Annotated in this window: 26 protein-coding genes; 7 read left to right on the plus strand and 19 right to left on the minus strand. The window is 67.9% G+C overall.

Annotated features, from left to right (window positions below; all coding sequences use genetic code 11):
* Positions 1-82: 82 nt before the first annotated feature.
* Positions 83-877: a thioesterase family protein gene (locus tag OHS03_RS26240; RefSeq protein ID WP_328657760.1), complete on the plus strand. Its 795-nt coding sequence runs from the start codon at positions 83-85 to the stop codon at positions 875-877.
* Here the strand turns inward: OHS03_RS26240 and OHS03_RS26245 are convergent, their stop codons facing one another.
* The 5 genes from OHS03_RS26245 to OHS03_RS26265 form a co-directional block, all read right to left on the minus strand.
* On the minus strand, positions 878-1,384 hold the full coding sequence (locus OHS03_RS26245) for an SRPBCC family protein (protein ID WP_328657763.1): 507 nt from the start codon (positions 1,382-1,384) through the stop codon (positions 878-880). It abuts the gene before it with no gap.
* 16 nt (positions 1,385-1,400) lie between these two features.
* A complete protein-coding gene (locus OHS03_RS26250) occupies positions 1,401-1,730 on the minus strand; it encodes an ArsR/SmtB family transcription factor (protein WP_328657765.1) in 330 nt (109 codons plus the stop codon).
* Positions 1,720-2,151, minus strand: coding sequence for an SRPBCC domain-containing protein (locus tag OHS03_RS26255; protein ID WP_056814881.1), 432 nt, complete (start codon positions 2,149-2,151; stop codon positions 1,720-1,722). The genes OHS03_RS26250 and OHS03_RS26255 overlap by 11 nt, the downstream gene beginning before the upstream one ends.
* 75 nt (positions 2,152-2,226) lie before the next feature.
* Complete coding sequence (locus tag OHS03_RS26260; RefSeq protein ID WP_328657768.1) at positions 2,227-3,747, minus strand: MFS transporter; 1,521 nt, start codon at positions 3,745-3,747, stop codon at positions 2,227-2,229.
* Positions 3,748-3,892: 145 nt separating this feature from the next.
* Positions 3,893-4,453: a TetR/AcrR family transcriptional regulator gene (locus OHS03_RS26265; RefSeq protein ID WP_062986189.1), complete on the minus strand. Its 561-nt coding sequence runs from the start codon at positions 4,451-4,453 to the stop codon at positions 3,893-3,895.
* 39 nt (positions 4,454-4,492) lie between these two features.
* On the opposite strand from OHS03_RS26265, the gene OHS03_RS26270 reads away from it, so the two are divergent.
* On the plus strand, positions 4,493-5,737 hold the full coding sequence (locus tag OHS03_RS26270) for a KasA/KasB family beta-ketoacyl-ACP synthase (RefSeq protein ID WP_328657770.1): 1,245 nt from the start codon (positions 4,493-4,495) through the stop codon (positions 5,735-5,737).
* Between the two features lie 52 nt (positions 5,738-5,789).
* On the opposite strand, the gene OHS03_RS26275 is transcribed toward OHS03_RS26270, so the two are convergent.
* From OHS03_RS26275 to OHS03_RS26295, 5 genes are all read right to left on the minus strand, one after another.
* A complete protein-coding gene (locus OHS03_RS26275; RefSeq protein ID WP_407942524.1) occupies positions 5,790-6,770 on the minus strand; it encodes an ABC transporter substrate-binding protein in 981 nt (326 codons plus the stop codon).
* 48 nt (positions 6,771-6,818) lie between these two features.
* Positions 6,819-7,577, minus strand: a complete 759-nt coding sequence (locus tag OHS03_RS26280; RefSeq protein WP_328657774.1) for an ABC transporter ATP-binding protein — start codon at positions 7,575-7,577, stop codon at positions 6,819-6,821.
* Between the two features lie 94 nt (positions 7,578-7,671).
* Positions 7,672-8,478: an ABC transporter permease gene (locus OHS03_RS26285; RefSeq protein WP_062986183.1), complete on the minus strand. Its 807-nt coding sequence runs from the start codon at positions 8,476-8,478 to the stop codon at positions 7,672-7,674.
* Positions 8,479-8,523: 45 nt separating this feature from the next.
* Positions 8,524-8,946: a VOC family protein gene (locus OHS03_RS26290; protein ID WP_328657777.1), complete on the minus strand. Its 423-nt coding sequence runs from the start codon at positions 8,944-8,946 to the stop codon at positions 8,524-8,526.
* A gap of 58 nt (positions 8,947-9,004) precedes the next feature.
* Positions 9,005-9,652: a TetR/AcrR family transcriptional regulator gene (locus OHS03_RS26295; protein WP_328657779.1), complete on the minus strand. Its 648-nt coding sequence runs from the start codon at positions 9,650-9,652 to the stop codon at positions 9,005-9,007.
* An 89-nt stretch (positions 9,653-9,741) separates the two neighbouring features.
* On the opposite strand from OHS03_RS26295, the gene OHS03_RS26300 reads away from it, so the two are divergent.
* Positions 9,742-10,878 (plus strand): epoxide hydrolase family protein, encoded by a 1,137-nt coding sequence (locus OHS03_RS26300; protein WP_328657781.1) that lies wholly within the window; start codon positions 9,742-9,744, stop codon positions 10,876-10,878.
* Between the two features lie 103 nt (positions 10,879-10,981).
* On the opposite strand, the gene OHS03_RS26305 is transcribed toward OHS03_RS26300, so the two are convergent.
* Positions 10,982-12,112: a GTP-binding protein gene (locus tag OHS03_RS26305; protein ID WP_482809851.1), complete on the minus strand. Its 1,131-nt coding sequence runs from the start codon at positions 12,110-12,112 to the stop codon at positions 10,982-10,984.
* A 91-nt stretch (positions 12,113-12,203) separates the two neighbouring features.
* Here OHS03_RS26305 and thiD point away from each other — a divergent pair, with 91 nt between their 5' ends.
* Complete coding sequence (gene thiD, locus OHS03_RS26310) at positions 12,204-13,052, plus strand: bifunctional hydroxymethylpyrimidine kinase/phosphomethylpyrimidine kinase (protein ID WP_328657785.1); 849 nt, start codon at positions 12,204-12,206, stop codon at positions 13,050-13,052.
* Between the two features lie 167 nt (positions 13,053-13,219).
* Here the strand turns inward: thiD and OHS03_RS26315 are convergent, their stop codons facing one another.
* Positions 13,220-13,951, minus strand: a complete 732-nt coding sequence (locus tag OHS03_RS26315) for a TetR/AcrR family transcriptional regulator (protein WP_328657787.1) — start codon at positions 13,949-13,951, stop codon at positions 13,220-13,222.
* Positions 13,952-14,101: 150 nt separating this feature from the next.
* Here OHS03_RS26315 and OHS03_RS26320 point away from each other — a divergent pair, with 150 nt between their 5' ends.
* From OHS03_RS26320 to OHS03_RS26330, 3 genes are all read left to right on the plus strand, one after another.
* Positions 14,102-14,728 (plus strand): class I SAM-dependent methyltransferase, encoded by a 627-nt coding sequence (locus OHS03_RS26320; RefSeq protein ID WP_328657788.1) that lies wholly within the window; start codon positions 14,102-14,104, stop codon positions 14,726-14,728.
* 69 nt (positions 14,729-14,797) lie between these two features.
* A complete protein-coding gene (locus OHS03_RS26325; protein ID WP_328657790.1) occupies positions 14,798-16,075 on the plus strand; it encodes a bifunctional glycosyltransferase family 2/GtrA family protein in 1,278 nt (425 codons plus the stop codon).
* On the plus strand, positions 16,072-18,138 hold the full coding sequence (locus tag OHS03_RS26330; protein ID WP_328657792.1) for a glycosyltransferase family 39 protein: 2,067 nt from the start codon (positions 16,072-16,074) through the stop codon (positions 18,136-18,138). Before OHS03_RS26325 ends, OHS03_RS26330 begins: the two co-directional genes overlap by 4 nt.
* A gap of 90 nt (positions 18,139-18,228) precedes the next feature.
* Here the strand turns inward: OHS03_RS26330 and OHS03_RS26335 are convergent, their stop codons facing one another.
* From OHS03_RS26335 to OHS03_RS26365, 7 genes are all read right to left on the minus strand, one after another.
* Positions 18,229-19,008, minus strand: coding sequence for an SDR family oxidoreductase (locus OHS03_RS26335; RefSeq protein WP_328657793.1), 780 nt, complete (start codon positions 19,006-19,008; stop codon positions 18,229-18,231).
* Positions 19,009-19,082: 74 nt separating this feature from the next.
* A complete protein-coding gene (locus OHS03_RS26340; RefSeq protein ID WP_328657795.1) occupies positions 19,083-19,514 on the minus strand; it encodes a PIN domain-containing protein in 432 nt (143 codons plus the stop codon).
* Complete coding sequence (locus tag OHS03_RS26345; protein ID WP_056814932.1) at positions 19,505-19,711, minus strand: hypothetical protein; 207 nt, start codon at positions 19,709-19,711, stop codon at positions 19,505-19,507. Before OHS03_RS26345 ends, OHS03_RS26340 begins: the two co-directional genes overlap by 10 nt.
* Positions 19,712-19,781: 70 nt before the next feature.
* Complete coding sequence (locus tag OHS03_RS26350) at positions 19,782-20,396, minus strand: TetR/AcrR family transcriptional regulator (RefSeq protein ID WP_056814935.1); 615 nt, start codon at positions 20,394-20,396, stop codon at positions 19,782-19,784.
* A gap of 4 nt (positions 20,397-20,400) precedes the next feature.
* Positions 20,401-21,183 carry an enoyl-CoA hydratase family protein gene (locus OHS03_RS26355; protein WP_328657797.1) on the minus strand — a complete coding sequence of 261 codons (783 nt, stop codon included), beginning with the start codon at positions 21,181-21,183 and terminating at the stop codon, positions 20,401-20,403.
* Positions 21,184-21,245: 62 nt separating this feature from the next.
* The gene (locus tag OHS03_RS26360) at positions 21,246-22,406 is read right to left on the minus strand and encodes an acyl-CoA dehydrogenase family protein (protein WP_328657799.1); all 1,161 of its coding nucleotides are present in this window, start codon (positions 22,404-22,406) and stop codon (positions 21,246-21,248) included.
* Positions 22,403-24,448 (minus strand): acetyl/propionyl/methylcrotonyl-CoA carboxylase subunit alpha, encoded by a 2,046-nt coding sequence (locus OHS03_RS26365; protein ID WP_328657801.1) that lies wholly within the window; start codon positions 24,446-24,448, stop codon positions 22,403-22,405. The genes OHS03_RS26360 and OHS03_RS26365 overlap by 4 nt, the downstream gene beginning before the upstream one ends.

Genomic DNA, 24,448 nt, shown 5'->3' on the forward strand with positions numbered 1-24,448 from the left:
CGATCGCCGCGATCGGACGGGCGTCGCCCTCGCTGGAGCACCGCGGCTGCCCCGGATCGTCGCGCGGGGTAACGTCGGCCGGGTGGCCGATGCCTTCTACCGCCAAGACCCCGCGGACCCGAACCGATACCTCTCGACCGAGCTGACCCGGGGCCCTTGGTCGCCGGACGCCCAGCACGCGGGACCACCGTCGGCGCTGCTCGGACATGTGATCGAGCGATGTGAGCCGCGACCGGGGTTCCAGGTCGGGCGGGTCGCCGTCGAGATTCTCGGGCCGGTGCCGCTGGCTCCGCTCACCGCGCAGGCGAGGGTGGTGCGGTCGGGGCGCAGTGTCGAACTGATCGAGGCGACCTTGTCGTCGGAGCGCGGGCCGGTGATGCAGGCCAACGCGTGGCGGCTCAAGCTCTCCGAGCCCGCCCTCGATCTGCCCGCCGAGTTCCTGCCGACCGGGACCAGGCCGCTGCCCGCGGCGACGGAGCCGGAGCAGTTTCCGTCCGATCAGGAGATCGGTTTCCACACCGGCATCGAATACCGCTTCAGCGCGGGCTCTTTCGCCGCGCCGGGACCTGCGGTCTGCTGGATCCGGTTGAAGTACCCGATCGTCGCGGGGACCACCCCGAGTCCGCTGGAGCGCACGCTGGCCGCCGCCGATTCGGGCAACGGGGTCAGCGCGGTCCTCGACTGGTCGAAGTACCTGTTCATCAATACCGATCTCACCGTCACCCTGCATCGTCAGCCGGTCGGCGAGTGGGTGTGCCTCGACGCGGTGACCCATCCGCAGCCGCACGGAATCGGCCTCGCCGAATCCGCGCTGTTCGACGAGACCGGGCCGATCGGGCGCAGCACCCAGACGCTGCTCATCGCGCCGCGGGGCTGATCAGGGACGCGGCTTCACCAAATCGGCGTTGCCGTGCTTGAGCAACTCCGACTCCCCGGTGCTCGTGCGCCGGAACGGATCACCTTCGCCAGTGGTGAGCAGGCCGCGCAGGCTGCTGGTGATGTAGGCGCCCCAGGCGTTGGCGCACACCTCGTAGCATTCTCCGGCGGGAACCAAACCCGCATGGGTGAAACGGATTTCGGTGCCGTCCGCGTTCTCGGTGATCTCGAAGACGACGTCGGTGTCCTCCCACTCGGCGGTGTCGGCGATGAACGACAGGTGTGAGTCGGTGACGTGCCAGACCAGGCGCTCGCCGGGGAGCGATTCGGTGGTCGTCATGGTGCAGCGGTGCAGGCCGGGGACCTCGAAGAGGTAGCTGTCGCCGACCGTGCCGGTAGTGCCCTCGATGGTCTCCGACCACCAGGCCCACACGTTGTTGATAGCCGCGAAAGCCTCGTCGGGAGTCTTGTCGACGGTGATGGTCGCGGTGAAGTCGTTGTCGCTCATTGCGTTTCCTTCCGGCTCAGCCGTCGAGATGCCGGCGGAGCGCGTCGAGGGGGCCGTCCCAGTCACGAGACAGGGCGGCCAGGAATTGTTGTGCCACTTGCATCGGGGCGGAATCGAGGCGGTAGCGCACGCGGCGCCGCTCCCCCGGTTCCGCGATCACCAGGCCGGCGTCCGCGAGCAGGGCCAGGTGTTTCGCGATCGCCTGCCGGGTGATGGGCAGTCGATCGGCGAGATCGGTCGCGGTGGCCGGACCGTGCGCGGCGAGTGCGGCCAGTACCGACCGCCTGCTCGGATCGGCCAGCGCGACGAAGACCCGTTCGGCGGTGTCCTCCAGCTCAGGCCGCATCGAGGTACTCGACGAGCTCGCCCAGCTCGCTCTTCCAGCCGCCGACATTGCCCTCGAACGCTTCCTTGTGCGCCTCGTCGGGCAGCTGGGCGAAGCCGGTCTCGGTGACGGTCAGCCGGGTGCCGTCGCCGACCGGCTCGAGGCTGAATTCGACATAGGTGCGTCGCGGGTCGTCGTCGGGCAGTCCGTTGATCGGCCAGGTGTAGCCGAACACCGAGGGCTCCTCGACCCGCTCCACCCGTATGTCGGCGGCGAACCCTTCCTTCCAGGTCATTCGCATGTCGCCACCCGGCCGCAGGTCGATCTCGGCGGTATTGCCGAACCAGCTGCCCAGCCCTTCCGCGGTGGTGATGGCCGCCCATACCTTGGCGGGCGGATGCGCGAGCTCGACGGTCCGGACGATCTGATCAGGGAATCCCATGATGCCTCCTCATATGTTGCAACCGATTGGTTGCAACTCAGAGTATTGCAACCAATCGGTTGCGTCAAGAGTGTGTCACACGTGGTCGCCGGTGACACGGAAGCCTTTCGGAACCAGCCAGACCGTGCCGACAGCCACCACCGCGACGACGGCGGCCGAGATGTAGGACGTAGTGGTGAGGGCGACGTCGAAGGCATGGCCGGCGGCATGGGCGAGTTCGCCGCGGGCGGGTTCGGGGAGGTCGGTGGCCACCTCGGCCGCCCCGCCGATCGAACCGCTCGCCTGGTCCAGCTTGTCGGCGGGGACGGAAAGGCCCGTCATGTGCTGACTGAAGATCCTGGCGTGCAGGCTGCCGAGCAGGGCGACGCCGAAACCGACACCGACCTCGTAGTTGGTCTCCTCCACCGCACCCGCCTGGCCCGCCCGGTCCGCGGGCACGGCGCCGACCAGGACCGCGGCCGCCGCCGTCACGGCCATGCCGTCGCCGAGACCGAACGACACCAGCACCAGCGCCACCACCGGATAGGTGGTGGGTTCCGGACTCACCGCCAACAGCAGGAAGCCCAGCGCAACAGCGCCGAGACCGAAACCGAGCACCGCGCGGACACCGAACTTCTCCATCAGAAACGGCGTGAGCAGGGAGGCGGTGAGCAGCGTGAGCGCGGCGGGCAACATCCGGATGCCCGCCTGCGACGGGCTGTAGCCGTGGACGTATTGCAGCCACAGCGAGATCAGGAACATGGCCGCGCCGATCGCCATCATGGCCACCAGCGTCGCGACGGCCGCCGCGGTGAACGCGCCGTTGCGGAACAGCCGCACATCGAGCAGCGGGTCGGTAGCGGTGAGCTGACGACGGGTGAACCAGGCCAGCGCGGCGATGCCGATCAGCAGGATCGCCCAGTCCACCTCGCTCGCTCCACCTTTCGCGAGGTGCTTGATGCCCCATGCCAGACAGACAATGCCCGCCACCGACAGCGCCGCGGCGAACCAGTCCAGGCCCGCCTGCGGCGCACGGTATTCCGGCAACACCCACAGCCCCACCACCACCGTCACGACCACCACCGGCACGTTGAGCCAGAACGCCGACGCCCACCCGAAGTGCTCGACGAGGAACCCACCGACGATGGGCCCGACCGTGGCGCCGACACCGGCGACCGCCGCCCAGATCCCGATGGCCATGGTGCGTTCGCGCACGTCGGTGAAGATGTTGCGGATCAGCGACAGCGTCGACGGCATCACCATCGCACCGCCGATCCCGAGCAATACCCGCCCGCCGATCAACTGGGCCGCGCTCCCGGCGGTGGCCGCGACCACCGAAGCGATGCCGAACAGCACGAACCCGCTGATGAACAACAGCTTTCGCCCCACCCGGTCACCGAGCGCACCGGTGGTGATGAGCAGTCCGCCGAGCACGAGCCCGTAGATATCGATGATCCACAGCTGTTCCAGCGGCCCGACCTGCAAATCCTCGATCAGCGACGGCAACGCGACATTGAGAATCGTGGCATCCATCGCCACCAGCAACAGGCTGGCGCACAACACCCCGAGCATCACCCAGCGCACCGATCCGTAGGACTCGTCCCGCGCTTCGCTCACCCTGGCCACCTCACCGACCGCTCGGCCCTCGACTCCGTTGACGACAAGCTACCCACAACAGTGGCGCCCGCCCCGCAACGCTCGCGGCAGGTCCGGCCGCGATCCGAGCACGCGAAGGCGACTCGGGCCGATCACCGACGGGTGCTCAGCCGGGCAGGACCGCCTCGATGAGGGTGCGCGCGGCGCGGCCCGTGCGTTCCCGGTCGCCCGTGATCACACGGTCCTGGATGATGCCGCGTAATCCCGAGACCAGCAGCGTAGACACCACCTCGGGATCCTCGGCCAGCCCGGTCCGGCGGAGCGCGGCGGCGAGTTCGGTGACAAAGGTGGCGATCGCGGCGTTGGCGTAGTCCTGGTACGGCGAGCCGGGGGCACACGCGGCACCGAGCACCTGCAGCAGCACCCGCACGCTGTCGGCTTCGGCACCATCGGAATTCAAGTCGAAGAAGCCGATCAGCCGCTCGAGTAGCTGCGCGGGCTCCACGATGTCGGCGAACAGCGCGGCAAGGTCGGGTCGCTGTGTCGCCAAAGCCTGGACCAGCAGTTCTTCCTTGGTTCCGAAGTAGTAGATCAGCATGCGCGAGCTGGTCCCGAGCGCCGCGGCCAGCGGTCGCAGCGAGAGCTCGGCCAAGCCGTGCGACGCGATATAGGCGACGACGCCGGCCAGCATCTCGGCGCGCTTGCGGTGGTCGAGAGGACGGGCCATGGGTTGACTGTAGCGAGTGCTACAGGTATTCATGACATCATGACTGTACCGATCGCTTCAGAAACTCGGGACGGCGTCGTGGTGACCGCGTACGCGGCGACCACAGCACTGGCCGACACCATGGACGAGACCTGGTCGCGACTGCTGCGTGGCGAGAGCGGAATCCGTGCGCTACCCACGGAATTCCTCGCCGAACACGATCTGCCGGTGCGCATCGGCGGGCCATTGGTCACCTCGCCCGATGCCGAGCTCACGCGGATCGAGCAGCGCAGGCACTCCTATGTCGAACGGATGGCCCTCACCCTCGGCAGACAGGTCTGGCGGGCGGCGGGCACGCCGGAAGTCGACCATGAGCGGCTGGCCGTGGCCATCGGTACCGGCCTCGGCGGCGGGGACGCGCTGATCGATGCCGTCGACGCGATGCGGGCGGGCGGCTACCGGAAGGTCTCTCCACTGGCCGTGCCGATGGTGATGCCCAACGGACCCGCCGCCACGGTCGGACTCGAAATCGGCGCGCAGGGTGGGGTTTTCGCGCCGGTTTCGGCCTGCTCGTCGGGGTCGGAGGCGATCGCACACGCGTGGCGGCTGATCAGCACCGGCGAGGCGGATGTGGTGGTCACCGGCGGGGTCGAGGGTCACATCGACCCCGTTCCCATCGCGGGCTTCGCGATGATGCGGGCGATGAGCACCCGCAACAACGAGCCCGAGCGCGCCTCCCGGCCGTTCGACCGCGACCGCGACGGATTCGTCTTCGGCGAGGCGGGCGCGCTGCTCGTGCTCGAATCCGAGCGGCATGCGACAGCGCGTGGTGCGCGGATCCACGCCAGAGTGCTCGGCGCGGGCATCACCTCCGACGCCTTCCACATCGTGGCCTCCGACCCGGCGGGCGCCGGCGCGGCGCGCGCCATGCGCAAGGCGATCCACACAGCGGGGCTGCGGATTTCCGATATCGACCATGTGAACGCGCACGCGACGTCGACCTCGGTGGGCGATGCCTCCGAGGCCGCGGCCATCACCGCGGTCACTCCCGATGCCTCGGTGTACGCGCCGAAATCAGCGCTCGGTCATTCGATCGGGGCGGTGGGCGCGCTGGAATCGGTACTCACGATCCTGAGCCTGCGCGAGCAGATAGTCCCGCCCACTCTGAATTTCGACAACGCTGACCCAGCGATAGACCTCGACATCGTCGCGGGCACGCCGCGACCGCAGCGGATCGACTACGCGCTCAACAACTCGTTCGGATTCGGCGGCCACAACGTCGCGCTCGCGTTCGGAAAAGCGTAGCGGCGCCGCCGATCCGGAAGGGTTCGACGGCGCCGCGGTGATTCGGTGAGGGTTACGCCTTGTCGAAGCGGGTGTCGACGAAGGACTTGAAGTCGACCTTGCCGGGGATGGCCTTGGCCTTGGTGAAGGCGTCGGCGATCTCCTGTTCGGAGGTGATGACCTGGTCGGTCAGTTTGATCGGCTCCTTGATCGAGCGGGTCCAGGTGGTGCGGGAGGCGTCGACGCTGATCTGGGTCAGTTCGGCGTATTTGGTCGACCAGGTGTCGAGGTTGTCCGAGGACCACTTGGTGGCGGCGGCGTAGCGCTGGAAGAAGTCGGCGAGAGCGGCGGACTTGCCCGCGTCGGCGACGGTCTTGTTGCCCGCTACCCAGAAGTTGTAGCCGTTGGCGGCCTGGTCGGCGGTGGCGATCGACTTGGCGCCGATCTCCTTTTCCGCGATGGCGGTGTAGGGGTCCCAGGTGGCCCAGGCGTCGACGTCACCGCGGGTGAGCGCGGTGTAGCCGTCGCCGGGGGCGAGGTAGACCGGCTCGACATCGCTCAGCGACAAGCCCGCCTTCTGCAGTTGCAGCAGCAGGTTCGCGTTGGCCGAGCTGCCCTTGTAGACGGCGACCTTCTTGCCCTTCAGCGCCGCGACGGAGGCGATCGTCGAGTCCTTGCCGACCAGGATCGCGTCACCCTTGCCGGTGGCCGAGAGCGCGCCGACGATCTTGATGTCGGCGTCGGCGGCCGCGCCGAAGATCACCGGGGTGTTGCCGGTTTGGGCGATGTCGATGCCGCCCGCGCTCGCCGCCTCGACCAGCGGCAGACCGGCGGTGAAGGTGGAGAATTCGATCTTGTAGGGCAGGTTCTCCAGCTGTCCCGATGCCTTCAGCAGCACCTCGATCGAAATCGCCTTCTGATCACCGACTTTCAGCGTGACGGTGCTGAGGTCGACCGGACCCGAGGGTGCGCTCTCGGTCGCCGCGTCGTCACCGCAGGCGCTCAGCGTGAGCGTTGCGGCAACAGCGAGCGCGAGGCCTGCCAGACGGGACATCGGATTGCGTTTCACTGGAACAACTTTCGTGCGTCGGTGCGGAGGGGTTCAGTGTGTGACGCCGAGCAGCGCGAGCAGTTGCGTCGCGTATTCGGCGACTTCCGGCGCGGCGGCGGTGCGTGGGCGTGGCAGCTCGATGGACACGTCGGCGGCGATTCGGCCGTCGTCGAGGACCAGGACGCGGTCGGCCAGGGTGATCGCCTCGAGCACATCGTGGGTCACCAGCAGGACGCCGAATTCGCGCTGGGCGTGCAGGCGCAGGAGCAGGTCGTGCATCGTCAGCCGAGTCAGCGCGTCGAGGGCGCCGAAGGGCTCGTCGAGCAGCAGCAGGGTCGGCTCGGCCACCAATGCCCGCGCCAGCGCGGCACGTTGGGCCTCACCGCCGGACAGGGTGAGCGGCCACGCGTCGGCGCGACCGGCGAGGCCGACTTCGGCGAGCAGGTCGCGGGCGGCTTTCTCGTCGGCACGTCGATTGCGTGGCTTCGGCCTGCCGAGGGCGACATTGCGCACCACCGGCTGCCACGGGATCAACCGTGCTTCCTGGAAGACGATCGTCGGCCTGCCCTCGACGGAAACCTCACCGCGAGTAGCGGTATCGAGTGCGCCGAGGATGCGCAACAGGGTGGACTTGCCCGATCCGCTGCGTCCGACCAGCGCGACGATCTCGCCCGCGCCGATCTCGAGATCGATGCCGTCGAGCACGGTTCGTTCACCGAATCGCTTGCTCAGACCGCTGATTCGCGCGGCGGGGACTCGGGCCGACCGAGCGGAGATGGGGGTGACAGTCGTGGCGGCGGCAGCGGTCATGATGGGAACCTCGTCATCGAACGGCGGCGGGTGGCGGGCCTGCCGACCACCGGGAAAGGGTGGATCCCGTGGTCGGCGGAGGTGGCGGCGGACATCAGCGGTGCACCGCCGGGCGCCAGCGCAGGGCGCGGCGTTCGAGCAGTCGCACGATCGAGTCGGTGAGCAGGCCGAGCAGGCTGTAGACCACCAGGCCGAACACGACGATGTCGGTGCGCAGGAATTCGCGAGCGTTGTTGACGACGAAGCCGAGTCCCGCACTGGCATTGATCTGTTCGGCCACGATCAGCGAGAGCCAGGCGATGCCGAGACTCTGGCGCGCGCCGACCAGGATCTGCGGCAGGGCACCGGGCAGGACCAGCAGCCGCAGGCGTTCGGCGAGTCCGAGGTGCAGGGCACTGCCGAGTTCGAGCAGTTTCGGGTCCAGTTGGCGGATGCCCGAGAAGGTATTGAGGTACAGCGGGAAGAACACGCCGAGCGCGATCAGGTAGACCTTGGGTTCCTCGCCGATGCCGAACCAGATGATGAACAGCGGGATCAGACCGAACAGCGGGATGGTGCGGATCATCTGCAACGGCGGGTCGACCGCGTACTCACCGATCTTGCTCAGGCCCGCGAGCACGCCGAGCACCAGCGCGAGCACCGCGCCGAGCGCGAAGCCGTACAGCGCGCGCTGGCCGGAGACCAACAGGGCCTCGGTGAGCTGGCCGGAGCGGTAGGTTTCCAGACCCGCGTCGAGCACCGCGGACGGAGCGGGCAGCTTCTTGGCGGGGATCGCGCCGCTGGTACTGGCGAGCTGCCAGATGATCAACAGCGCGATCGGCGAGAGCGCACGCAGGAACCCCGGGCGGCGGTACAGCGGGATCCGTCGCTCGTCGGTTTCGGTGGGCCTCTCCAACAGCATGCGAGCATGGTGCCCGCCGGAAGCGGTATACCGACAGGGTTCGAATCAGCTCGAGGATTTGTCGGCTCTGCTGGAGATCTGCTGCACAGCCCAGGCATTGCCGTCGGGGTCGCTGAAGAAGACGAAGCCGACATTGTCGAGCGGGTGCGGGACCGGCCGCGGATTCTTGCCGAGCTCCTGCACCTCGCTGACCTCGACCCCGCGCGCCACCAGCTCCGCGTGTGCCTGCTCGATATCGGGGACCACGAGTTGCAGGCCCTTCAGCGAGCCGGGCGGCATCTCCGGCACCGCGCCCTTGCCGATGACGATCGAACAGCCCGAGCCGGGTGGGGTGAGTTGCACGATGCGCGCGTCGTCGGAGATCACCGAGTCGTGGTCGACGGTGAAGCCGAGCCGGTTGGCGTAGAAATCCTTGGCCCGGTCGATATCGGAGACCGGGACGATCACAACTTCCAGAGTCCAGTTCACTACGCGCCTCCGCGTTGTAGTCCGGGGTGACGCGCCAAGTCTGCCAGCTCCGAGCCGATCAGGACTTGCGTTCCCACCGCCACGCGAATTCTCCGGGGGCGGGAGGCGGCCCGGGCAGATCACCCTCGGCGGTGAGCCCGTCCACTATCACCGCCAGTACCCGTTGACGCAGTTCGGCGGTGCGCACCGGGTCGGGCATCGTGATCGCGGCGCAGGCCTCGAGGATCAGGCCGAGGTCGAGTGCGTCGATGTCGGGGCGCAGACGTCCGCTCGCGTGGGCGCGGCGAACCAGTTCCTCGCCGACCTCGCCCGAGTGCATGACGTCGGGAAACATCGATTCGTCGGGGGTGAAGGTGCCCGCGAGGCGCGCGGTGAGCGAGTGCACGTCGGCCTCGACGACCCGTTCCAGGAATCCGACGAATCCGCGCCAACCGTCCGAATCCGCCAGTGCCGCATCGGCTTCGGCGTTGAAACGGCGCAACCCTTCGTGGCAGAGCGTGCGCAGCAGCACCTCCTTGCTCGGATACCGCCGGTAGAGCGCACTGATCCCGACCCCGGCGCGTTCGGCAACGGCGGCGATCGGCGCGTTCGGATCGTCGAGGAACACCGCGCGGGCGGCGTCGAGGATCAGTCCGTCGTTGCGCGCGGCCTGCGCCTTACGGCCGGGCAAGCGTGGCTGATCTGCGGTTTCGTTCTGCTTCGGCATGAATATCAGGCTACCACTTGAAACGGAACGATCCGTTCTGCTATATTTGGAACAGAACGAAACATTCCGTTTCAATAAGAGGAGTCGACATGGCCACCATCACCCCGTTCCGGATCGCAGTTCCGCAGGCCCAGCTCGACGATCTCGCCGGCCGCCTGCGTGGCGCGCTGTTCCCGGACGAGCTGCCCGGCGTCGGCGATGCCTACGGGGTCCCGGCCGGTCGCGTCCGCAGCCTCGCCGAGTACTGGCTCGAAGAGTTCGATTGGCGCGCGCTGGAGTCCGAGCTCAACGCCTACCCGCAGTTCACCACCGAGATCGACGGGGAGGACATCCACTTCCTGCACATCCGCTCCTCGCGCCCTGATGCGACGCCGGTGGTCCTCACCCACGGCTGGCCCGGTTCGATCCTCGAATACCTCGACGTGATCGCGCCGCTCACCGAGCCGGAATCGGCCGATCAGCCCGCCTTCCACCTGGTCATCCCTTCGCTGCCCGGTTTCGGCTTCTCCGGCCCCACCCGCAGCACCGGCTGGAACCGCTACCGCACCGCTCGCGCCTGGGTCGAGCTGATGGCGCGCCTCGGCTACGAGCGCTTCGGCGCCATCGGCAACGACGGCGGCTCGATGGTCTCCCCCGAGATCGGCCGGATCGCGCCCGACAACGTGATCGGCGTGCACGTCACCCAGCTGTTCTCGTTCCCGTCCGGCGACCCGGCCGAATTCGAAGGCCTCTCCGAGGCGGATATGGCCGCGCTGCAACATCTTCAGTGGTTCCACGAGAACAAGATGGCGTTCAACACCCTGCACAGCCAGCAGCCGCAGACCCTGGCCTACGCGCTGGCCGATTCCCCGGTTGGCCTGCTCGGCTGGAACGCGCAGCTGTTCGGCGAGACGCTCGACGCGCGGTTCGTGATCGCGAACGTGGCGCTGTACTGGCTCACCGGGACGGCCGGTTCGTCGCTGCGCTTCTACTACGAGGACGCGCACGCCGCCGAGCAGCCGACCGAACCGACCACGGTCCCGACCGGGCTGGCGATGTTCGCCGGCGATTTCCAGTCGATCCGCCGGTTCGCCGAGCGTGACCACAGCAAGATCGTCAGCTGGAACTCCTACGACGCCGGCTCGGGCAAGGGCGGCGCCAACGACGCGGCCGGGCACTACGCCGCGCACGAGGCGCCCGAGGTGCTGGTCAACGACATCCGCGAGTTCTTCAACGGGCTCGCCTGATTCGATCAGGTGCCGCGGCCCACGCTCCCCTCATCGGTGCGTGGGTCGCGGCCCATTCGAATCATGCACCAGCGCAGTGTGATACGCGCACCAAAGATGCCAATCAGTGATGCACGTGCAAGTCAGCCCAGGCCGGGAACGGATCCGCGTAGCCGGTCCACGCGTTCGCGCCCGCCGCGAACTCCACCTCGGTGAGCAGCGCGGCGTCGAGTCGGCGCCGCACGTCGGGCGCGTCGAGACGCACCCCGATGAACACGAGTTCCTGTCCAGCGGGCACTTCCAGTTCCGACCACCACGCGCCGGGTTCGAAGGTGATATTCGGTCCGGCCTGCGACCAGATCGCCGCCAGCTCCGGGCGGCTCGCGATCCAGCAGAATCCCTTGCTGCGCAACATCCCCCGCAGCTGCGCCAAGACGTCGGCGAGGCGCTGCGGATGGAAGGGACGATCGGCGACGAAGGTGATGCTGCTGATCCCGTATTCCTCGGTCTCGGGGGTATGTCCGCCCGCCAGTTCCGCTGCCCAGCCGTCCGATTCGGCGGCGACCTCCGGGTTGTAGCGGCCGGTGGCGAGCACCTCGGACAGGTCGACGACGCTCTTCTCGGTGCGCAGCACGTGGGCGCGAGGGTTGAGCTTGCGCACGGTCGCCTCGACGGTGGCCGCCGCGTTCGCGCTGACCAGGTCGGTTTTGTTGATCAGCAGCACATCGGCGAACTCCACCTGGTCGACCAGCAGATCCGCGATCGAGCGCCCGTCGCCCTCACCCGCCGCGAGATCGCGGTCGGCCAGCGCCTGGCCGCGAACCAGTTCGGCCAGGAAGGTGGAGGCGTCGACGACGGTGACCATGGTGTCGAGGCGGGCTATGTCACCGAGTCGGAACCCGTCGTCGAACTCCCAGTCGAAGGTGGCCGCCACCGGCATGGGCTCGGAGATACCGGTCGACTCGATCACCAGTTGGTCGAAGCGGCCCGCGCGCGCCAGGCTGGCGACGGCCTCGATCAGGTCCTCGCGCAGGGTGCAGCAGATGCAGCCGTTGGTGAGCTCGACCAGCTTCTCCTCGGTGCGGTCGAGGTGCCCCTGGCCCGCGACCAGCGCCGCGTCGATATTGACCTCGCTCATGTCGTTGACGATGACCGCGACCCGGCGGCCGTCGCGGTTGGCGAGGATGTGATCGAGCAGCGTGGTCTTGCCCGCGCCGAGGAAGCCGGACAGGACGGTGACGGGCAGAGGTGTCAGGGTATTGGTCACGAGAGTTAATGATAATGGTTTTCATTTGCAGTGCGCGGGCGGGGTCTCGCGGCGGCGTGCGCGGCCGTAGGGTTGGGGCGTGAAGATGTTGCCGCTGACCCCCGATGGTCAGACCCCCGTTCGCGCGCTCACCATCGCGGGCACCGACTCCGGCGGCGGCGCCGGCATCCAGGCCGATTCGCGCACCATGGCGCTGTGCGGGGTGCACGCGTGCGTGGCGGTGGCGGCCGTGACGGTGCAGAACACGGTGGGCGTCAGCGGTTTTCACGAGATCCCGGCGCAGGTGGTGGCCGATCAGGTGCGGGTGGTCGTTCGCGATATCGGCATCGGCGCGGCCAAGACCGGCATGCTCGCCTCCACCGCGATCATCGAAGCGGTCGCCGAGGTATGTCGCGAGCTGGGAATCGGCCGCGACGGCACCATCCCGCTGGTGGTCGATCCGGTCGCGGCCTCCATGCACGGGGATCCGCTGCTGCACGCCGAAGCCCTCGAGGCAGTGCGTAATACGTTGATTCCACTCGCGACCGTCGTCACCCCGAACCTCGACGAGGTGCGCCTGATCACCGGCATCGACGTGATCGACGACGCCACCGCGCGCAAAGCCGCCGAGGCGTTGCACGCGCTCGGCGCGCAGTGGGCGATCGTGAAGGGCGGGCACCTGCGCGCGTCGGAGTTCAGCACCGATCTGCTCTACGACGGCGACACCTTCCGCGAGTTCACCGCGCCGCGCATCGCCACCGGCAACGATCACGGCGGCGGCGACACCCTGGCCGCGGCGATCGCCAGCGCGCTGGCCAACGGCTACTCGGTGCCCGACGCGGTGGAGTTCGCCAAGGAGTGGACCTACCGCTGCCTGGCCGCCTCGTACGACCTCGGCGCAGGTCACGGGCCCGTCTCACCACTCTGGAGACTCCACACCAACGCCTAGCGTGGCGTCGCGAACTTGTCGGTGCCCAGGTTCATACTGAACCCATCGCACCCCCCGCCGACCCCAAAGGCGTGATCGGCGAGAACAACGGAGTTCGTGTCGGGCGCGATGGATCAGCCCCGCCGGCCGCCGACGCAAGTCCGACACTGCCTGAGTCTGGCTAGAAGTCACGGAGAGGCGGAACAGAACGCGTCGCGCAGGGGTTTCGACGGGTCGATCTTCACTCCATTGAAGTGGGCGTGCGCCTGTGCCAGCGCCGAGATGCTCTCGGCCAGATAGTCGACGAAGCGCTCGACCGGCATCGCCGATACTTCGCGTTGATTCGCCCCGAGCCACCAGTCCGTGGCCGAGGCGACCGCACCGAAAATCGAATAGTTCACCAATTCGATCCCGGTCACGTCGATCGATTCCGTCGGCAGCAGGCCCGCGAAGAATTCCGCTGCCCGCCTCGCCGATTGACGGGCCGCGACCAGTGCGCGTTCGGTTTCCTTGGCCTGCTGGCTGAAATGACTGTGCAGCATGAACCGGAAGACATTCGGGTGCGCCGACACCACCGCCACATACTCGGCGGCCGCGGTGTGGACGAGTTCGGCGATCGAGTCGTCGGTGAGATTCACGCTGGTGAGCACGCGCTCCCACAGCATGTCGCGCAGGCGGTCGACGATCGCGTTGTAGAGGTCGGTCTTGTCCTCGAAATGGCGATACAGCTTCGGCTTGGCCGCACCGGCCTCCTTGGCGATATCGCCCATGCTCACATCGGGCCCGACCTGATCGAGCGCCCGGAAAGCCGCGTCGACGAACTCGATGCGCACCTGCACGCGATGTTCGCGCCAGCGTTCGGTCCGCGCGTCGACACGACGACGCGGCGCCTCGTCCGTCTTGGGGTAACCGCGCGTCACGGTAGTAATACTAGGGCGGGCCGTACCGCGGGTTACGCACCCCACCGAGAGCGGGAACACATTTGCTGAAACAGCAAAGTTTCTGGCAGTAATCAGGGGTGCCGATGCACTATCGGATGATCCGTTCACCCTGACTGACCAGGAGCATCGATGACCGAGACCGTGGCGAACGCCGAAGAGTTCTGGGAAGACTTCTACCGCGACCGTGAGCAGATCTGGACCGGTAACCCGAACCCCCTTCTGGTCCGCGAGGTCGCCGAGCTGACCCCCGGGACGGCCCTCGACCTGGGTTGCGGCGAAGGTGCCGACGCGATCTGGTTGGCCGAGCGCGGCTGGCAGGTCACCGCGGTCGACATCTCCGCGACCGCGATGGAGCGCGGTGCGCGGCGGGCCACCGAGGCCGGGGTGACGATCGTGTGGGATCGCCACGACCTCCAAGCGAGCTTCCCGGCGGGCACCTTCGACCTGGTGTCCGCGCAGTTCCTGCACTCGCCGGTGGAGCGCCCGGACGAGCGGGCCGGGATTCTGCGCAGTGCGGCGGCGGCCGTCGCGCCGGGTGGGGTGCTGGTGATCGGCGCCCACGCGGCCGCGCCGAGCTGGGCCCCCAGCGAGATGCACGCCCATGTGTTCCCGACCATCGAGCAGGTGCTCGAGCAGCTCGAGCTCGGACCCGAGTGGCAGGCCGAGACCACCGAACTGGTCCACACCCCGTCGACCAGCCCCGACGGTGTGGTCGGCCAGCGAGTCGACAGCGTGCTGCGCCTGCGTCGCGGCTGATCACGATCCCCAGCAACCTCCCAGCTCGGTCCCAGCTCGGTGGCAGCGCGGCCATCGAGTCTGGGTGTCATGACTCAGACCGAGGCCGAGCAGAAGGCCATGCAGAGCAGCCGCGCGCCGGTGCTCGACGTAGTGATACCCGTCTACAACGAAGAGGTCGACCTCGGCCTGTGCGTGCGGAGATTACATAGCTATCTGCGCGCCGGATTCCCCTTCACGGCTCGCATCACGATCGCCGACAATGCCAGCACCGACGCCACCCTCGCGGTGGCCGAGCTGCTCGCGGCAGAGCTCGACGGCGTCCAGGTACTGCACCTGGACGCCAAAGGGCGTGGGCGGGCGTTGCGGACCGCATGGGAAGGGTCGGACGCGGCGGTGGTGGCGTACATGGACGTCGACCTGTCGACCGACCTGAACGCGCTGTTGCCGCTGATCGCACCGCTGGTGTCCGGGCATTCCGACCTCGCCATCGGCACCCGGCTCGACTCGTCTTCGCGGGTGGTGCGCGGACCCAAGCGCGAAATCATCTCCCGCTGCTACAACCTGTTGCTGAAAACAACGCTGCGGGCGGGCTTTTCCGATGCGCAATGCGGATTCAAAGCCGTGCGAACCGAGGTGGCGCGCGAGCTGCTGCCGCTGGTGCGCGATGGCGAATGGTTCTTCGATACCGAGCTGCTGGTGTTGGCCGAGCGCGCGGGTCTGCGGATTCACGAGGTGCCCGTCGACTGGATCGACGATCCGGACAGCCGGGTCGACATCATCGATACCGCGCGCAAGGATCTGCGCGGGATCTGGCGGTTGACCAAGGCACTGACCACCGGCGCGCTTCCCGTGGACGAGTTGCGGGCCGCCGTCGGGCGTGAGCCGCTGGTGGCCGGGGTGCCGCTCGGCATGGTCGGCCAGCTGGTGCGGTTCGCGATCGTCGGGGTGACCTCGACGCTCGCCTACATCGCCCTGTATCTGCTGTTGCAGCCGTTGGTCGGCAGCCAGGGCGCCAATCTGGTGTCACTGCTGATCACCGCGGTGGGCAATACCGCCGCCAATCGGGCGTTCACCTTCGGTGTACGCGGACGCGGCAACGCGGTGTCGCATCAGTTCCAGGGCTTGGCCATCTTCGCGTTCGGGCTGGCGATCACCAGCGGGTCGCTGTTCGCCCTGCACCGTTGGGCTCCCGACGCTCCCGTCGCGGTGGAGCTCACCGTGCTGATCACCGCCAATCTCGTTGCGACGCTTGCTCGTTTCGTGGGTCTGCGCTGGGTGTTCCGGCACGCGGGCGTCGACGATGCCACTGTCACCCCGGTGGTCGGGTCGGCAGCCCGCATGAGCGCGCTGGGGGTGCGCCGATGACCACGACCATCGCCCCGTCGTCACCCACCGGCATCGTGAACGCCGAGCCGAACCGAAAGCGTTGGGAACGACCCGCTTTGGCGGCGCTCCTGCTCGGCACGCTGATCGCCTATCTCATCAATCTGAGTGCCAACGGGTGGGCCAACGACTTCTATGCCGCTGCGATACAGGCGGGTTCGCAATCGTGGGAGGCGTTCTTCTTCGGTTCCTCCGATGCCGCCAACTCGATCACCGTGGACAAACCGCCCGCTTCGCTGTGGGTGATGGAACTTTCGGTTCGGCTGTTCGGGCTCAACAGCTGGAGCATGCTGGTACCGCAGATCCTGCTCGGCGTGGCGAGCGTCGCGCTGTTGTGGGCGACGGTGCGCAGGTCGTTCGGACCGGCGGCGGGGTTGATCGCGGGCACTGCTCTCGCGGTGACTCCCGTTGCGGTGCTGATGTTCCGGTTCAACAACCCTGACGCGCTGCTCGTATTCCTTATGATCGGGGCCGCGTGGGCGATGACGCGTGCGGTCGCGGATGGGCGCTGGCGCTGGTTGCTGCTCACCGGCGGATTGATCGGATTCGGGTTCCTCGCCAAGCAGTTGCAGGTGCTGCTGGTGGTGCCACCCCTGGCGCTGACGTATCTGATCGGCGGGCCGCCGAAGCTGGGTAAGCGGATCGCGCAGCTGTTCGCCGCCGGTGCGGCGATGGTTGTCGCGGCGGGCTGGTGGTTGCTCGCGGTCGAGCTGTGGCCCGCGAGTTTCCGGCCGTGGATCGGTGGGTCGCAGCACAATTCGATCATCGAACTCACCCTCGGCTACAACGGACTCGGGCGGTTGAACGGCAACGAGACCGGCAGCGTCGGGGCAGGCGGTGAACTACCCGCCGGCGGGAACGGGATGTGGGGCAGCACGGGGATCACCCGGATGTTCGAACCCGCGCAGGGCGGTCAGATCGCGTGGTTGATTCCGGCGGCGTTGCTCGCGCTGGTGGTCGGGCTCGTGTTGCGTGGTCGCGCGCCGCGTGCCGATCGACGTCGGGCCGCGCTGATCCTCTGGGGCGGTTGGCTTCTCGTCACCGGGTTGGTGTTCAGCTTCATGGCGGGGATCTTCCACCAGTACTACACGGTGGCGCTCGCGCCTGCTGTCGCGGCGCTGGTGGGGATCGGGGCCGTGCAGATCTGGGGTGCGCGGGATCGGCTGTGGGTGCGGTGCGCGGGCGCGCTTGCCATCGGGCTCACCACGGCGACCGCGTGGATGTTGTTGTCGCGCAGTGCTTCCTTCCTACCCTGGTTGCGATGGGCGATTCTGGTCGTCGGTGTTGTCGCCACCGTTGCCTTCGTGTTCCCGCTGACGCGCAAGCAGTCGGTGGTCGCCGCGCTCGCCGCAGCCTTCATCGGGCTCGCCGGGCCGATCGCCTACTCCGTCGACACCCTCGCGTCCGCGCATTCCGGTTCGATTCCGTCCGCTGGACCGAGTTCCGGTGGGATGCACGGAATGGGCGGACCCGGTATGCGTCCAGGCGGGGACGATGGCAGACCCGGCGCCAGGGATGGTGCAGCCGCACCCGGCGGTACGCCCCCGGACGGTACGGCGATGGGCGCGCCGACCGGCATGCCGTCGGACGGCGGCATGCAAGGGCAAGGGGGCGCGACAGCGTCGGACGGTTCCGCGCAGGGCACGAACGGCGGTGACCAGCGTATGGGCGGCGCGGGTGGATTGCTGGGCGGTTCACGTCCGAGCGATCAGATCGTCACCCTGCTCGAGTCGAACGGCACCGAGTACACCTGGGTCGCGGCGGCGGTCGGCTCCAACAGCGCCGCCGGGTACCAGCTCGCCACCGAGCTGCCCGTGATGCCGATCGGTGGCTTCAACGGCAGCGACCCGTCCCCCACCCTCGAACAGTTCCAGCAGTACGTGGCCGACGGAAAGATCCACTACTTCGTCGCCGGTGGCCGCGGTGGTCCCGGCGGGAAAAGTGAGTCGACCAGCTCGGCGATCACCGCCTGGGTGACGGCGAACTACACCGCCACCACGGTCGACGGGGTAACCCTCTACGACCTCACCCAACCGAAGTCGTAGCTCCCTGGAACGCGCCGGGCCCGGCGGATCATCTCGATCCGTCGGGCCCGGCGTTCGTGTCTGTGTCGACCGCGCTCGGTCACGGCTGTGTCAGCGAGCGACGGCCACCGTGGCGGCGATCCACTCGGCGAAGGTCGGACCGGCCAGGGTGGCGTGCGGGGAAGGCAGAAGGGTGCCGTTCTCGAACTGCTCGCGGTCCGGGTTGGCGGAGTCGGAGGTCTCGATGATCTGGAGGGCGTCACCGCGAGCCGCCACCAGCGCGGTGGCGGCGGCGGCCATCGTCTCCGGCTGTGGACCCGCGATCTCGGGGAACGGAATATCTTCGGCGGCAATCGGACTCACAGCAAGGTCTACCAGTGCCTCGGCGACTGTTCGAGCGGCAACCAACTGGGTGCGCATGCCCTCGATGTAGGCGACGCCATCCTGGGTGCCCCACCCCACCATGACCTCGACGAGCTCGTGGAACTGCGCGGCACGCAGAATCTGCACCGGCAGAGCGCCTTTGAGCAGCTCCTGCTCATGGGCGAGCTTGGCGGCGTTGTACCCCGCGAGCGAACCGTCGATCCCGATGATCGACACCACGACGAGCCGCTCCACCCCGGCCCGCTCCCCTGCCGCATGCAGATTCCGCGCGGAGGAGGTGAAGAACTCGGTCGCCACCTGCTGGTCCGCCGAGGGCGTACTGGAGGCGTCGATGACGATATCCACCCCGTTCAGCGCCTCGTCCAGCCCCACACCGGTCTCGATATCCACCCCGTTGGCCCGCGAGAAGGCCACCACCTCGTGCCCACGCTCGACCAGCACATCCACCACATGCGTGCCCAGCCGCCCGGTCGCCCCAGCCACCGCGATCTTCTTCTGCTCCGCCATGATCCACTCCTCCGTCGCTTCTTTCGCGTTCACAGAGTCGACGAAGTAGCCGGCCGGAGTGTGACATCACCTGGTCACTGCGTCTCGAGACTTCCCCGAGGTGCGACCCAGCGGTGATTGAGATCCACCACCGACGCGACTGTTTCGAAATCGGAGTCGTAGTGGAACAGGACAAGGCGGTGTTCTATCGCAAGCACCGAAGCGAGCAGGTCATGGATGCCGACGGCGCGGTGGCGGCCCGACCGCGCGAGTTCGCGTTGGATCGTGAGAGCGCTTTGCCAGTGTTCGTCGTTGGTGGGCAGGTACTCATAGGCTGCGCGGCGTCGAAAACGAATCTGTTCGTATTCAGCCGGGCTTCGAGCGCTATAGAGCGCCTCGGAATCGAGCGGTGCACAGGTGGCGATCAACCCGGCCTCGAGCAGCGGCCCGAGTGCAGCCCCCACATCCGGATGACGCATTCGAGCGGCCGCGCTGGTGTCGATGAGATAGCGCGCCGTTATCGCCATACGTCGTCGCGCCGATCCTTGTCGGCCATTTCGGCCATGCCGCCGTTGACCAACCATTCGACTTCGCTCGCGCGCGCATGCGCCACCACGGCCGAGTTCAGCGCGGCGCGAACGGTATCGGAAACGCCAGCGGTTCCGAGCGCGTCCTGCGCGGACTCGAGTAGCTCGTCGTCGATCTCGATCAGGCGTTTGGTCATCGCACAGTCCCTCGATATATATTCCCCCGTGGTCGAACTATATACTCCGAAACGACCAGGTCACAAGGGCTCAGTGGGTGATGTTGAGGGCGGTGTGGAGGGTGGCGGCCCACTGATCGACGATCAGTTTGCGGCGGGCGGAGTCGTCGGTGAGGACGTCGGCGAGGCCGAGGCCGCGGGCGAGGTCGAGGGTGGCCTGGACCAGGTGGTGGGCGACCGGGTCGGAGTCGTCGACGCCGAGCGCCTCGACGGCGCGGCGGTGGGAGGTCCGGCCGAAGCGGGCCTCGAGGGGGAGGATGCGCTCACGCAGGGCCGGATCGGCGGCGGCGTGGGTCCAGACCTGGAGGGCGGCTTTGAAGAACGGGGTGGTGTAGGACTCGACCAGTGCGGAAACGACCGCGCGCGTTCGGCCTTCGCCCTGAGCGACCGCGTTCACCGTCTCGGCTTCGGCCTTGGCCATGTCCATCCGGAACTCGAACATGAACTCGAGCGCGGCGGTGATCAGTTCCTCACGAGTGGGGAAATGGTGTTGAGCGGCGCCACGCGACACCCCGGCCCGCTCGGCGACCACCGACACGGTGGCAGCTGCCCAGCCGGTTTCGGCCAGGCAGTCGATGGTCGCCTCCAGCAGCCGCTGCCGGGTGGCCCGGCTGCGGTCCTGCTTGGGTTCGTGGGGTGTCGCCATCGGACTATTGTGCCCAGTTGGGTGGGCGCTTCTGGAAGAAGGCCGTCATGCCCTCGATCACCTCGGGGGTGCCGAAGAAGCTCGCCGACCGCTTGGCCAATGCTTCCGCCTCGGCATCGAAGGTCTCCAGCAGCGCCGCGTTGACCAGTTTCTTGGACTCGGCAAGTCCCTGCGGTGAACCCTTGCGCAGCTCCCCTGACAGGCGTTTCACCTCGGCGGCGGCGTCCTCGGCGGCCACGGTGACCAGGCCGATCTCCTGCGCGGTCGCGGCGTCGAACTTCTCACCGGTCAAGAAGTAGCGGCTCGCGGCCCGCTGGTCCAGCCGCGGCACCAGGGTGAGCGAGATCATGAACGGCGCCATCCCGATGCGCACCTCGGTGAGCGCGAAACTACTGCCCGGCCCCGCGACGACGAGGTCGCAGGCCCCGATGATGCCCATGCCACCGGCGCGGACATTGCCGTCGATCTGCGCGATCACCGGCTTGGGCGAGGCGAGGATGCCGCGCAGCACGTCGATCATCACGCGGGTGCGCTCGTCGGCCGCCACCGCGGGATCGGCGGTGCTCGCCTCCTTGAGGTCTGCGCCCGCGCAGAAGGTGTCGCCGGTGTGGGCCAGGACGATGCCGCGCACCGCGGGATCGGTTGCCGCGGCATCTAATCCGGCGAGCAGCTCACGAACGAGCTTGGACGAGAGCGCATTACGGTTGTGCGGCGAATCGAAGGTCAGCGTGGCGAAACCGTCGACGACCTCGTAGCGGACGAACGGTGTTTCCGTCGCGTCACTCATCGGGACTCCTGTTCATCCGGTAGAGGGTGGTCGCCCCGCCGTCGAGGCGACCACCGAGTGTCCTAGTACGAGCGCGGCAGACCGAGCGAGTGCTGGGAGACGAAGTTGAGGATCATCTCGCGGCTCACCGGGGCGATGCGCATGATCCGCGCCGCTTGGAGCATGGCCGCCAGGCCGACCTCACGGGTCAGACCCGAACCGCCGTGGGTCTGGATCGACTGATCGAGGGCCTTGATGCTGGCCTCGGCCGCCGCGTACTTGGCCATATTGGCGGCCTCGGCGGCGCCGAACTCGTCGCCCGTGTCGTAGAGGGTCGCGGCCTTCTGCATCATCAGCTTGGCCAGTTCCAGCTCGATCTTGATCTGCGCGAGGGGATGCGAAATGCCCTGGTGCGCACCGATCGGGGTCTTCCAGACCGTACGCTCCTTGGCGTATTCCACCGCGCGGTCGATGGCGTAGCGGCCGAGGCCGATCGCCATGGCCGAGCCCATGATGCGCTCGGGGTTCAGCCCGGCGAACAGCTGCGCCAGCGCCGCGTCCTCGGAGCCGACCAGGGCGTCGCCGGGCAGGCGCACGTCGTCGAAGAACAGCGTGTACTGGTGGTCGGGTTCGATGACGTCCATCTCCTGGACGTTCTTCACCAGGCCGGGCGCGTCGACCGGCACGATGAACAGCGCGGGCTTGAGCTTGCCGGTCTTGTGGTCGGAGGTACGCGAGACCACCAGGATGGCCTCGGCCTGATCGACACCGGAGATGAAGATCTTGCGGCCGTTGAGGATCCAGTCGTCACCGTCGCGGCGGGCCGTGGTGGTGATCTGGTGCGAGTTGGAGCCCGCGTCGGGCTCGGTGATCGCGAAGACCATCTTCGAGGTGCCGTCGGCGAGCTTGGGCAGCCAGGTCTGCTTCTGCGCGTCGGTGCCGTACTTGGTGATGATGGTGCCGCAGATAGCCGGGGACACGACCATCAGCAGCAGGCCCGCACCCTGGGCCGAGAGCTCTTCCTGCACGAGCGCCAGCTCGTACATGCCCGCGCCACCGCCGCCGAACTCCTCCGGCAGGTTCACGCCGAGGAAGCCGAGCTTGCCCGCTTCGTCCCACAGTTCGGTGAGCGGCTCGCTCTTGCGCGAGAGCGGCAGCACGTAGTCGCGGTAGTTGTACTTCGACGCGAGCGACGCGACCGCCGCCCGCAGCGCCTTCTGCTCTTCGGTTTCGATGAAACTCATGCCTGCTCCTGCTCTTCTTCCTCGACGACGGCGAGGACGGTTCCGACCTCGACCTGCTGGCCGACGGTCACATTGAGTGCACTGAGAATGCCGGTGGCGGGCGCGGCGATGGTGTGTTCCATCTTCATCGCCTCCAGCCACAGGATCGGCTGCCCCTGCTTGACCTGGTCTCCTTCGGCGGCGCCGAGGCGGATCACGCTGCCCGGCATCGGCGCGAGCAACGAACCCGCCGCGACCTGCTCGGACGGGTCGGTGAAGCGCGGCAACCTGCGCACGGCCACCGGGCCGAGCGGGGAGTCGATCGCGACGAGGTCGTCGTAGCGGGCGATCTCGAATTGCCTACGCACCGAGCCACGTTCGCCGGGAACACCGAGAACGACGCGGTCGGCGGCCACCGAGATCAGCTCGAGGCCCTCATGACCCTCGACCGCGACACCGGTGCGAGTGAAGCGGTAGCGCACCTCGTGCGTACCGGTGGTGCGGCTCTCGTAGGACTTGGTCTGCGGCTGCGAAGGCAGGTTGCGCCAGCCGCTCGGGGTGAGTCCGGCCAGGCGCGAGGTGCTGCGGTTGGCAGCTGAATCAGCCAGTGCCGCAGCCACGATCGAGAGCGCCTCGTCGGCCTCCGACGCCAGCGGCGCCGAGAGCACGGCCAGGTCGTGGGTGGCGAAGAAGGCGGTGTCGGTGTCACCGGCGAGGAATGCCGGGTGCCGCAGCACCCGCACGAGCAGATCACGGTTGGTGACCAGGCCGTGGAGCTTGGCGCGCTGGAGCGCGGTGGCGAGCAGATGCGCTGCCTCCGCGCGGGTTTCGGCGTAGGAGATCACCTTGGCCAGCATCGGGTCGTAGTGCACACCGACCAGCGAGTTGTCCACGACGCCGGTGTCGAGTCGTACGCCGGGCTGATCGAGGACGGTGAATTCACCGGCGGTGAAGGGAATCTCGATCTTGTGCACCGGGCCGCTCTGTGGCTGCCAGTCGTTGGCGGGGTCCTCGGCGTAGAGGCGGACCTCGATCGAGTGACCGCGCTGCGCGGGCTGGTTCGCGGGCAGCGGCAGACCGGAGGCCACCTGCAATTGCAGGCGGACCAGGTCGAGGCCGGTGGTCTGCTCGGTGACCGGATGTTCCACCTGGAGGCGGGTATTCATCTCCAGGAAGAAGAAGTCGCCCTTCTCGTCGGCCAGGAACTCGACGGTGCCCGCACCCTCGTACCCGATCGCCTCGGCCGCCAGACGCGCCGCCTCGAACAGCCGCTCACGCATGCCGTCGATCTTCTCGACCAGCGGCGACGGGGCTTCCTCGACGACCTTCTGATGACGACGCTGGATCGAGCACTCACGCTCGCCCACCGCCCAGGTCTTGCCGAAAGTGTCCGACATGATCTGGACTTCGATGTGACGGCCGGTCTCGAGGTAGCGCTCACAGAACACCGTCGGATCGCCGAAGGCCGACTCGGCCTCGCGCTGGGCGCCGGCGATCTGATCCCGCAGTTCGGCCAGGTCGCGCACGACACGCATGCCGCGACCACCACCACCGGCGGACGCCTTGATCAGCACGGGCAGGTGCGCGTCGGTGACCTCGGCCGGGTCGAGCTCGGCGAGCACGGGAACACCGGCGGCGTCCATCATCTTCTTGGACTCGACCTTGGAGCCCATCTGCTCGATCGCCGCGACCGGCGGACCGATCCACACCAGACCCGCGTCGAGCACCGCCCGCGCGAATTCGGCGTTCTCGGAGAGGAATCCGTAGCCGGGGTGGATCGCGTCGGCACCGGCCGACAAGGCGGCCTCGATGATCAGCTCGCCGCGCAGGTAGGTCTCGGCGGGCGTGTTGCCGGGCAGCCGGATGGCGGCGTCGGCCTCGGACACGTGCGGCGACGCGGCATCCGCATCGGAATAGACCGCGGTGGTGCCGATGCCCATCCGCCTGCACGTGGCGAAGACACGGCGCGCGATCTCACCGCGATTGGCAACGAGAACGTTAGTAATAGGCCCGCCCGTCGCCCGACCGCCGCCCCTCACCGAATCGCTTCGCGATGCAGTCAT

This window comes from Nocardia salmonicida (genome assembly GCF_036142455.1).
Taxonomy (GTDB): Bacteria; Actinomycetota; Actinomycetes; order Mycobacteriales; family Mycobacteriaceae; genus Nocardia; species Nocardia salmonicida.